The organism is Rhodococcoides fascians A44A, assembly GCF_000760735.1.
Taxonomy (GTDB): domain Bacteria; phylum Actinomycetota; class Actinomycetes; order Mycobacteriales; family Mycobacteriaceae; genus Rhodococcoides; species Rhodococcoides fascians_E.
Window position 1 is genome coordinate 91152 of sequence record NZ_JMEX01000005.1, and the last position, 10745, is coordinate 101896.

General features: G+C 64.9%; 10 protein-coding genes. 6 read left to right on the forward strand and 4 right to left on the reverse strand.

Going from position 1 to position 10745, the window contains the following annotated elements:
* Positions 1–142: 142 nt before the first annotated feature.
* Positions 143–589: a MarR family winged helix-turn-helix transcriptional regulator gene (locus BH95_RS04375; protein WP_019667730.1), complete on the reverse strand. Its 447-nt coding sequence runs from the start codon at positions 587–589 to the stop codon at positions 143–145.
* 64 nt (positions 590–653) lie between these two features.
* On the opposite strand from BH95_RS04375, the gene BH95_RS04380 reads away from it, so the two are divergent.
* Positions 654–1955 carry an MFS transporter gene (locus BH95_RS04380; RefSeq protein WP_020113293.1) on the forward strand — a complete coding sequence of 434 codons (1302 nt, stop codon included), beginning with the start codon at positions 654–656 and terminating at the stop codon, positions 1953–1955.
* A gap of 54 nt (positions 1956–2009) precedes the next feature.
* On the opposite strand, the gene BH95_RS04385 is transcribed toward BH95_RS04380, so the two are convergent.
* Together BH95_RS04385 and BH95_RS04390 are read right to left on the reverse strand one after the other, a co-directional pair.
* Positions 2010–2963 (reverse strand): hypothetical protein, encoded by a 954-nt coding sequence (locus tag BH95_RS04385; RefSeq protein ID WP_019667728.1) that lies wholly within the window; start codon positions 2961–2963, stop codon positions 2010–2012.
* A gap of 123 nt (positions 2964–3086) precedes the next feature.
* Positions 3087–4118 (reverse strand): LacI family DNA-binding transcriptional regulator, encoded by a 1032-nt coding sequence (locus BH95_RS04390; RefSeq protein WP_020113295.1) that lies wholly within the window; start codon positions 4116–4118, stop codon positions 3087–3089.
* Between the two features lie 212 nt (positions 4119–4330).
* On the opposite strand from BH95_RS04390, the gene BH95_RS04395 reads away from it, so the two are divergent.
* A complete protein-coding gene (locus BH95_RS04395; RefSeq protein WP_019667726.1) occupies positions 4331–5254 on the forward strand; it encodes a sugar phosphate isomerase/epimerase family protein in 924 nt (307 codons plus the stop codon).
* Positions 5255–5288: 34 nt separating this feature from the next.
* A complete protein-coding gene (locus BH95_RS04400) occupies positions 5289–6314 on the forward strand; it encodes a Gfo/Idh/MocA family protein (protein WP_037181215.1) in 1026 nt (341 codons plus the stop codon).
* Between the two features lie 10 nt (positions 6315–6324).
* Here the strand turns inward: BH95_RS04400 and BH95_RS04405 are convergent, their stop codons facing one another.
* Complete coding sequence (locus tag BH95_RS04405) at positions 6325–7515, reverse strand: ROK family protein (RefSeq protein WP_026348236.1); 1191 nt, start codon at positions 7513–7515, stop codon at positions 6325–6327.
* Positions 7516–7568: 53 nt separating this feature from the next.
* Between BH95_RS04405 and BH95_RS04410 the strand changes: the two genes are divergently transcribed.
* The 3 genes from BH95_RS04410 to BH95_RS29385 all read left to right on the forward strand — a co-directional run.
* A complete protein-coding gene (locus BH95_RS04410) occupies positions 7569–8756 on the forward strand; it encodes an MFS transporter (RefSeq protein ID WP_037181217.1) in 1188 nt (395 codons plus the stop codon).
* A gap of 94 nt (positions 8757–8850) precedes the next feature.
* Entirely contained in the window at positions 8851–9705 is an 855-nt protein-coding gene (locus tag BH95_RS04415) for a CPBP family intramembrane glutamic endopeptidase (protein WP_019667722.1), read from the forward strand.
* 155 nt (positions 9706–9860) lie between these two features.
* Positions 9861–10745, forward strand: an 885-nt coding sequence (locus BH95_RS29385; RefSeq protein WP_244164819.1) for an MCE family protein, incomplete at its 3' end; no start/stop codon positions are given.

The window sequence follows — 10745 nt, forward strand, 5'->3', positions numbered from 1 at the left end:
ACTCCTCGTGTGCAGCGGTGGGATCCGGGCATGGTCGGGATCCGGGCATGGGTGCGAAAGCCCTGTCCGACAACGCGGTACGCGGGCACGGTCGGTCGACGCATCGGCGTCGTCGATGCGTCGGAGGTGGGGGCGAGGTCGGTCAGTCGCGGGACGGGGGCGCGAGCTCTGCGGTGACCTTGCTCAGAAGCGTGTGCAGAGTGGTTCGTTCGTCGTCGTCGAGCGGCCCGAGGAGCTTGTCCTCGATCGCCCTCATCGCGTCGTCGAATCCGGCGATCAGTGCGCTGCCGGATTCTGTGGCGTAGACCCGTTTGATGCGTTCGTTCGTCGGATCGGGACGCCGCTCGATCAACCCTCGTGCCTCGAGTCCCTGCAGAAGACTCGACACACTGGCGGGCGTGGTCCGTGTCATGTTCGCGATGTCCCGCTGGATCGCCCCGGGCGACCTGGTCAGGTAACCGAGGACGAAACTTTGCTGGTGACCGAGGTCGCGTTCACGAATCCAGTCGAGGCCGGCCTGCTGCTGAGCCCATCCGATCCACCTCAGTAGGTCGAGAGTGCTGGTGAGATTGACGTCAGGTCCGGTCATAGTTAGAAATCTAACCGTTAGAGTTCAAACTGTCAACGCCGTGCTCGATCCCTGCCTCACTCCGATGTCTGACACGATGTCGGTCATGACGTTCGCGTTGCGGGGGACTTCGTTCACGGTCGGCACTCTCACGCTGCTCACCGCGCTCTATTTCGCCCAGGGTCTTCCCTACGGATTCTTCACCACTGCGCTGCCGGTCGTCCTGCGTGAGTCCGGATACTCCCTCGTCAAGATCAGCGCGACCGGGTTCCTGTTCCTGCCCTGGGCACTGAAGTTCCTGTGGGCACCGTACGTGGATCGCTACGGCACCCGGCGACGGTGGTTGCTCGGCCTGCAACTGGGCGCAGCTGCCGTGGCCCTGGGAATGGCCTTCCTCGAACTGTCCACGAGCCTGCGCTGGCTGTTCGTCGGAATCTTCCTCGTCAACGTTCTGTCCGCGACTCAGGACATCGTCACCGACGGCCTCGCCGTCCGACTCCTCGGTGTCCGACAACGCGGCGTGGGCAACGGAATTCAAGTCGGTGCATACCGGATCGGAATGATCTGCGGGGGAGGTTTGCTGCTGTGGCTCTTCTCGCTCGCCGGATGGCGCGCGCTGTTCGTCACGATGTCCGTGCTGCTGATCGCCACGACGATTCCGGTCCTGTTCGCCCGTCGACCACTGGCCGAAGCCGACGTGGACACCACCGACGAATCCGAAGCGGGCCCGCTCGTGCGGGCTTCGCTCCTGACCATCGGATGGTTGGCCAGGCTGCGACGCCCGGGGATGGTGGCGTTCATCGGGCTCGTCGCGCTGTTCAAGTTCGGTAACTCGATGGGCTCGGCGCTCGTCGGCCCCTTCATGTCCGACAGCGGCCTGACTCTCGCCCAGATCGCGTTCGTCGACGGGGGACTGTCCTCGGTGGCGGCGCTCGGCGGCGCTGCACTCGGCGCGTGGCTGTCTGTGCGCTACGGACGACGGCGGTCACTGCTCGTCGGTGGTGTCACTCAAACCGCAAGTCTGGCACTCTATGTGGTCGCATCGTTGGGCGTCGGCGGATTTCCACTCCTCGTCACTGCGAGCGTGGCAGAGCACGTACTCGGAGGCGCAGCGACCGTCGCGATCTTCGCACTGATGATGGATGCAGCCGACAAGCGTTTCGCAGGAGCCGACTACACACTGGTCGCATGTGCGGTGGTGTTCTCGCAGGGTGCTGCAGGGCTCGCTGCCGGCGTGGTCGGCGACGCATTCGGGTTCACGGCAGTCTTCGGCGTTGCACTGATTCTGTCCGGAATCGGATGCCTGGTCCTTCTCGTCGCGCTCGACCGAGGCATCGGGCCCAGCGGGCTGAAGGAGACCTTTCCGCCGCGTGTCACGCGCGCGTGAGCGCAGGGCCCGACAACGGCCCGGCCCCAACAGAAGTGGGGCCGGACCGCAGTATCAGTCGACGGCGATGATGGAACCGGCGATCGCGGCCAGTCTCGTCTGCGTCGCGGAGACCACACCGTGGCGGTTCTTGTGTGCTTCCTCGAACGCGAGAATTGTCCGAAGCTCCTTCGGATCACTCGAGTCCTTGATCGCTGCCACGGCTTCCGCGACGTTCAAGGATTCGTAGTCGTCGATCGGTAGCTCGTCGGCGTCCAGAACGCCTGCGGCGGAACGTGCAGAGTGGATGGCGTCGGCGACGCCGTCGACACCTTCCTCGCGCACGACGTCCTCCGCAGCCTCCAAAGCCGCGTCGCGGCTCGCCGACAGCGTTCGAGCGGCGATGTCGCCCGCATGCGCGCCGCGGCCCAACAGCTCGGACAAACGATTCGGTGTGGATCGGGCGACATCCAGTGCGCGGTCGATGCCCCGAGCAGACCACGTCGCGGGCGCGTTCACGATCTTAACGGCCCCACCGGCAGCCGCTTGAAGCGGTGTCCTGCGCAGGGCGACGGGGCCTCCGAGTGCTTCCTCGGCGAGAACTGTCTCCAGCCACTCGACCGTGGCCGAGTGCGCACGAACGAGACGGTCTGCCAGTTGGACGACGCTCCGCTCGGAATCCGCCGTCGCAAGCGCCTTGATGTACTTGGAGCGACTGACCAGCTGGTGTTCCAGAGCGAGGTCGCCCAGAAGCGCCTCGTCGAACGGCTGGGCCTGCTCGGCGAGCGTCTTGAACAATGCAAGCGTCCGACCCACGAGAGGCCCGACGATGTCGGGAAGCCCGCCGAGATCACGCAACTCCGACTCGATGGCGGCCGCACGTTCGCGCCCGTTCGCGGCGTTCTGTGTGAGTTCGGTACGGACGGCATCCGTGCGGGCCTGCGCCACACGGGTTTCCGCGACCTGAATTTCGGTGTTGGTCAGCTGAAGTACGGCTCGCAGCTGCGCGAGCAGGGTGGGTGTAGCCATCGTGCGCTCCTGTTGGTCGAGTGGGTGGTTCCGATCGGTGCCAACTGTCGTGCCAGGCACTGTGTCGTCGGGTAGCCCACGCACGACCACGGCAAACCGTGGAGCGGATGTGTGACCAAGCTCTCAGGCGCCGCGATAGTCGGCGGTACCGTCGGATCCCTCGCTCCTGGGCGGACCCGTCGTCGATCGAACGACCAGCTCGGGTTCGATGACGCACTCGAAGCCTTCGGTCCGATCGTCGTCCAGCCGGGTGACGGTGAACTCGAGTGCCCTCCTGGCCAATTCCTCGCCGTCCTGGCGCACCGTGGTCAGGTCGATACGCGCCAGCCGCGACAACGGCGAATCGTCGTAGCCGACGATGGACACGTCGCCCGGAATGGACACCCCCGCCCGGGTGAGTTCGTCCATGATGCCCAGCGCCGATCGGTCGTTGCCTGCCATGACCGCCGTCGGAAGCTGTGCCTCGGACAGAAACGATCGCGCAGCAGCGGCGCCTGCTTCTTCGTCGTGCGCACCGCCCACGACGCGGGCGAACGTATCGAGTCCGTGCCTTCGCATGGACGCGACGTAGGCGCGTCTGCGCGCATCCGACACAGCGTGATCACCGCCGTCGACATGGACGATGCGAGAGTGCCCCAGTTCGACGAGATGATCGACCGACGCACGGATGCCTCTGCTGTCCGCAGAACGAACCGTGTTGACCGGGGGAGAATCGGGCCCACGGGCAGGAATCTTGCGGCCCACGATCGTCAGGACGGCTCTGGCCGCGACGGACCGCAGGTACTCGGAATCGGAGAGCGGATTGAACAGAATCAGCCCCTCGCACCGGTGGCTGAGCAAGGCCTCGATCGCTTTGCGTTCGTCGCGAGTCGGGCCGCTGGCCGACAACAACACGTCGTATCCGGCGGTTTCGGCGGCGTCGTAGACGGTCCCGAGCATCTCGGCCTGGAACGTCTGCTTCACGTCGGTCAACACTCCGAGAGTGCGGCTCCGGCCACGAGCGAGCAATTGTGCCGCCCGATCCGGTTGATAACTGAGCTCGTCGGCCGCGGCGAGGACTCGGTCGCGTGTCTCCTGGGAAGCACCCGGTTTGTCGCTGAAGATCAGCGACACAAGTGTCCGCGACACACCCGCACGCTCGGCGACATCGGCCATCGTCGGACGTCGATGCGGCGTTGATTCCGGCGATGGATGCACGGTGTCCCCCTGGAAAGTGACCGCGTACGAAGCGGCGTTCAGAATGTCTTGACAATCACACAGTGGATCATCATAGTAAACGACTGAAGCGCGTCAGTAACGCGCGTCAGATCCAGCTCTTCCTCGGAAGCGCGTCGAGGCGCGCACCGAGACTTCTCGAAAGGACAACCATGAGCGTGATCCGCGTTGGATCTGCACCGGATTCGTGGGGCGTGTGGTTCCCGGAAGACCCGCAGCAGACGCCGTACACCCGATTCCTCGACGAGGTTTCGGCATCCGGTTACGAGTGGATCGAGCTCGGTCCTTTCGGATACCTGCCCACCGACCCCAAGCAGCTTTCCGACGAGTTGGCGGCACACAACCTCAAGCTCTCGGCGGGAACCGTGTTCGAACACCTGCACCAGGACGACTCCTGGGATGCGGTCTGGACCCAGATCGAGGACGTCGCCAAGCTGACCGCTGCGGTCGGTGGCAAACACGTCGTCGTCATCCCAGAGATGTGGCGTGACCCGGGCACGGGCGCCGTTCTCGAGGACCGCAACCTCACCGCAGACCAGTGGCGCAAGAAGACCGAGGGAATGAACGAGCTCGGCAAGCGCATGTTCGAGCAGTACGGCGTCAAGGCGCAGTACCACCCGCATGCCGACAGCCACGTCGACACCGAGGAGAACGTCTACCGATTCCTCGACGGAACGTCGAGCGAGTTCGTGAACCTGTGCCTCGACACCGGCCACATCAGCTACTGCGGCGGCGACAACATCGCCATCATCGAGCGCGCTCCCGAGCGCATCGGATACCTCCACCTCAAGCAGGTCAACGTCGAGGTCCGGGCCAAGGTCGAAGCCGAGGATCTTCCGTTCGGTGAGGCGTGCAAGCTCGGCGCGATGACCGAGCCGCCGCTGGGAATCCCGGACATGCCGCCGCTGCTCGGAACCATCGAGCGCCTTGCCGACGAGGGCAAGCTGACCGCGGACATCTTCGCAATCGTCGAGCAGGACATGTACCCGTGCGCTCCCGATGTGCCGCTGCCCATCGCGCAGAGGACCCAGAAGTACCTGAGCTCCTGCGGAATTCCCTCCGTCACCTTCAAGTAACGCGCCCGCCGCACCCTGACGAAAGAGATCTTCAATGTCGAACGAACTCCGCATCGCCGTACTCGGTGTCGGAATGATGGGCGCCGACCACGTCGGAAGAATCACCAACAAGATCGCCGGCGCGCGTGTGGCCGTGGTCAACGATTACTTCACCGAGAAGGCCGAGGAACTGGCAGCCACGATCCCTGGTGCTCGTGCCGTGGCCGACCCGTTCGAAGCCATTGCCGACCCCGAGGTGGACGCCGTCCTGCTCGCGACGCCGGGACCCACCCACGAGAAGCAGCTCCTCGCATGCCTCGAGCACGGCAAGCCGGTCCTCTGCGAGAAGCCGCTGACCACCGAGGTCGAAACCTCACTCGCCGTCGTGAAAGCCGAAGCAGCCCTGGGTAAGACCCTCATCCAGGTCGGCTTCATGCGTCGATTCGACAACGAGTACGCAGAGCTGAAAGCGCTCATCGACTCCGGTGACATCGGCCGCCCGCTCGTCGTTCACTGCGCGCACCGCAACCCCGCCGTGCCGCCGAACTTCGACAGCGCGATGATCGTCAAGGACTCACTGGTGCACGAGGTCGACGTCACCCGCTTCCTCCTCGACGAGGAGATCACGTCGGTCCAGATCATCAAGCCGTCGGCGAACGCGAATGCACCCGAAGGCCTACAGGATCCGCAGATCGCCATCTTCGCGACCGAGTCCGGACGCCACGTCGACGCCGAGGTGTTCGTCACCACCGGCGTTGCGTACGAGGTTCGCACCGAGGTCGTCGCAGAACTGGGCAGCGCGCAGATCGGCCTCGACGTCGGCCTCGTGCGCAAGACGAAGCCCGGCAACTGGGGTGGCACGATCACTCCGTCGTTCAAGGAGCGTTTCGGACAGGCGTACGACACCGAGATCCAGCGGTGGGTCAACGCCGTCAAGGCAGGCGCCGAGACCGGCAACTACATCGACGGACCCGGCGCATGGGACGGCTACGCGGCTGCAGCCGTCTGTGCAGCAGGCGTGAAGTCGCTCGAGTCCGGTGAGCGTGTCGCCGTCGACATGGTCGACCGCTCCAGCATCTGACACACCCGCTTCACCCGAGTCCGAGGGTGGACCACTCCGCGAGGGAGATATCCGTCGTGATGTGGTCCACTCCTCGGTGCACGGCCCCGTACAGCGGGCCGTCGTCGCCGTGTACCCCGTCGAGAACCTCGGGGGGAGCGGCTTTTCTGAAGGACATGAGGCCCTCGACGTACGCGCGGCGAAAACTGTCCTGCGCTGCGCCTCGAAGGGCAGGAGCGAGGCCGCCGAGCGTGACGACCTCCGGGTCGTGCAAGTTCACCAAGCCGGCGATCCCGCGCCCGAGGGACTCGGCGACCCAGTCGAACGCAGGGGCGAGTCCGCTGTCTCCGGCGTCCAGCTTCGCCACGAGGTCGCGGGCGTAGCCAACCGGATCCGCCGGGGGAGCGTCGCCGATCGACGACGCCAGTGCGCGCCCGTCGATCGACAGATCCCAGCAACCCCGCGCGCCGCACGGGCACTGCACGGCAGGGTCTCCGAACGGTATGTGGCCGTACTCGCCCGCCGCGCCGCGGGCACCGGTGGTCGGCGTGCCGTCGACGACGAGCGTCCCGCCGATTCCGACGGCGATGATCAGATGCAGAGCCGTCGACGCTCCTCTGGCCGCACCTGTTCTCGCCTCTGCCAACCCGGCCAACGTTGCATCGTTCCCGACAAGGAACGCCACATCCGACGGAAGCCCCGCCGTCATCGGTGTGAGGTCTGCATCCGTCCAGCCACGCGGCGTGAACTGAACGAGTGTGTTGTCACTGACCGTGCCTGCCACGGAAAGGGATACCGCGCGGACCCTGCCGTCGGATTCGAGGTGGATGCGCTCGATCTCCTCGGCCATACCCGCCAGCACCTCGTCGGGATCCGGCCGCGAGCGAGGAGCGCGCGACACGATGACCGGATCTCCGAAGATGTCGGAGACAGCCAGCCGCCAATCGCTCGAGCGGAGTTCCGCAGCAAGTACCAGCGGACCTTGGGGGTGCGGTCCGAGGACCGTCGTCGGACGACCGCGGCCGCGTGTCTTCGCCGGTGTTTCGTCGAGGATGCGCGCATGCTTCAGTCGGGCGACGAGCTCGGTTGCCCCTCCGCTCCCGATGCCCAGACGCTGAGCAGCTTCGACCCTGGTGATGCCGGGGTTCGCGCGTACGACGGCCGTCAACTGGGCCGCGCCGAGCCATCGAGCGCGCGCGGACGTATCGGAAGTAGTTGCCATCGCGGATCATCTTCTCACTTGATTAAACTCAACAATTGAGTATATTACGTCCGATGTCGACCGGAGACACGAGCACGCGAACCGACGGGGGCCTGCGCACCAATACGAAGGGGCTGCTGTCCCTGTCGCTGGCGTCGTGCTTGGCGGTGACCACCGAGATGCTGCCGGTGGGGCTGCTCCCGGTGATGGGCCGATCGTTCGGCGTCGCGGAATCGTCGATAGGCCTTCTGGTGAGCCTGTACGCGGGTCTTGTGGCGCTTCTCGCCGTGCCGATGACCATCTGGACACGCCGGTTGCCACGTAAACCGATTCTCGTCGCGACGCTCGGCGGATACGTCGTCAGCAACCTCGTCGTCGCCCTGTCGCACTCACTCGAATGGCTTGCGTTCGGTCGCGGCATCGGCGGCGTCGCGCACGCATTGTTCTTTTCTCTGTGCATCGGGTACGTGCCCCGACTCGTCGGACCGGCGAACCTCGGCAGGGGATTGGCGATCGCTGCAGCTGGTGCCACGGCCGGTTATGTACTGGGAGTGCCGATCTCGACATCGATGGGCAATGCCATCGGATGGCGATCGTCCTTCGTGGTACTTGCCGTGCTGTCCGCCGCCACCGTCGTCGCCGTGACAATCCTTCTCCCTGCAGTCCCCGGCGACGCGGGCCGACGCGAAAAGTCTCGCGGCCACGGCAGTCTCTCGGTCGTGGTGACTTCCAACGCGCTCACCTTCCTCGGCCACTACACCGTCTACACCTACATCAGCATCCTGCTTCTGAATGCCGGAGTCGTCGAATCCGCGCTCGGACCGGTGCTTTTGATCCTCGGAGCATGCGGCGTGCTCGGATTGTGGCTCACCGGACGTACGCTCGACCGCAGTCCGCGCCGAACGATGCTCGTGGTGCTCGGTCTCGTCGCGACATCGATCGTGGCAGTCGGGAGCACACACCTGTGGTTGTTGCCGCTTCTCGTGTGCGCCGCTGTGTGGTCCGGTGCGTTCGGGGGAGTTCCGTCGATGTACCAATCCGCCGCAGTCCGAACAGAACCGACGTCACCGGAGACCGCAGGCGCGTGGATCAACGCGACGGCGAACGTGGGGATCGCGGGCGGTGCCGGGGTGGGAGGCATCGTTCTGCCGTGGCTCGGCCTCGGCGGCCTCGCACTCACGGGAGCAGCATTGGTCGCCGCTGGTTTGCTCGCCGCATCCTTCGCCCGAACCAGCGTTTCGGCCTCCGCCACCTCGTCGTGACCGTGTCCCTCGTGGTAGACACAGGCCGGACCGCGCAGCACCTACCGAGCGACGCGGACGACACGAAGCGAAGGCGGGGTCGAGAATGTCTCGCATGTGGGGGCGCGCCGCCGACTGGTATCGCCCGAACCCGGCGGTCACGTGCGCGCTGGTGGTCGTCCTGGTGTCGCTGTGGACGGCCGTGTATTCGGTCAGCATCCTCGGCGCTCTCTGGCGATTGCGCGATCCGAACGCACCGATGCCGATCCTGAGCGTCCGAGATCAAGCCGCCGACCTCGCGGTGCTGGTTGTACAGCTCGCACTCGGCACGATCGCGATCACCGCGGTCGCCTACCTACGGCGATCGGACATCGGGGAACTTCTACCGCGCAGGCAAGGAACGGCCGTCGACGCAGCAGTCGCCTGGTGTGCCGCGATCGCCGCCGCGTCGGCCCTCGCTCTCGTGCTGGACCGACTCTCGGTGGCGCGGTTCGATTTCTCGGTGCCGGCAGTGGTCGAATCTCCGGCGTTGGCAGTGCTCACCGCCCTGTCCGCCGGACTACGTGAAGAACCACTGCTGGCAGCACTTCCTGTGTTGCTCTTGGTCGGTCGAATACCCATCGGGTGGGTCATGATCCTCGCCGGGTGCATGAGAGGGCTCCTGTACCTGTTCTTCGGCGGCGGCGGCTTCGTGTGGGCCGCACTGTGGGGAGCGGCCGCAGTATGGGTGTACTTCAAGTACCGGCGACTGTGGGTGCTCGTCGTCGTTCACGGAATCGCCATGAACATTCAGGTGCTGGACCGAGTGATTCCGCTCGACAGCGCCGCCACGCTTCTTCAGTGGGCGAACATATTGATCATGTTCGGTGCGTTGACGATGTGGTTGGTGCCACGCGCCCTCGGAGGGATTCCGTCCACCCCTGTGTCCGACGAGGTCCCGCGGCCGACAACGCCGCCCGTCGAACGGTAGGCGTCACTCCCGAATGGACGTGACCGGTTCAGCGACCGTACCCGCGGTAACCGACACCGTGAGTGTGATGCGCAGCACGTGGCCCTCGTGCAGGTGATGCAGGTAACCGTCGCCGCGTAGTGGGCGTTACCGCCGGTTACATTAAGCTCCGAACAATGATCGAATCCCCCTCCGCGGTGAAGCGCAGGCTGCTGGGACTGCTGCTGTTTCTCATGATCATCGTGTTCGTGACGTGGTCGGTCACCTCGTACAGCAAGACTTTCAAGAAAGTCGTCAGTATCGACCTGGTGACCGATTCGGTGGGTAATGCGTTGCCCAGCAACGCGGATGTGAAGGTTCGCGGTTTGATCGTCGGTGAAGTGCGGTCGGCGTCGTCGGTCGACGGTGTGGTGACGGCGAAGTTGGCGATCGATCCGGACAAGGCCGATCTGATTCCGTCGAACGCGACGGCGCGGTTGTTGCCCAAGACGTTGTTCGGTGAGCGGTACGTGGCGTTGCAGATTCCCGAGAACGACACGGCGTCGCCGATCACCGACGGGACCGTGCTCAGGCAGGACACCAGTGGCAGTGCCATCGAGGTCGGTCAGTTGTTGGACAACTTGCTGCCGTTGCTCGAAGCGATTCCGCCGCAGGATCTGGCGAGCACGTTGGGTGCGTTGGCGCAGGGTCTGAGTGGTCGTGGTCAGGAGTTGGGGTTGACGATCGATCGGTTGGACACGATCTTCAAGGGTCTGAACACCGAGTTGCCGAACATTCAGGAGGATCTGCGTGGGTTGGCGGATTTCTCGCAGACGTATGCCGATGCGGGTCCGCAGTTGATCGATGCGCTCGACAATCTGTCGGTCACGGGGAACACGTTGGTCGAGCAGCGTCCGGCGGTGGATACGTTGATCTCGTCGTTGACGGCGACGAGTGCGTCGACGGCAGATTTTCTGCAGGCCAACGCGGACAATCTGATTCGGATCTCGGCGGATTCGCGGGAGGCGCTGGAGTTGTTGGCGCAGTATTCGCCGTCGTTCGGGTGCACGTTCGCCAATTTC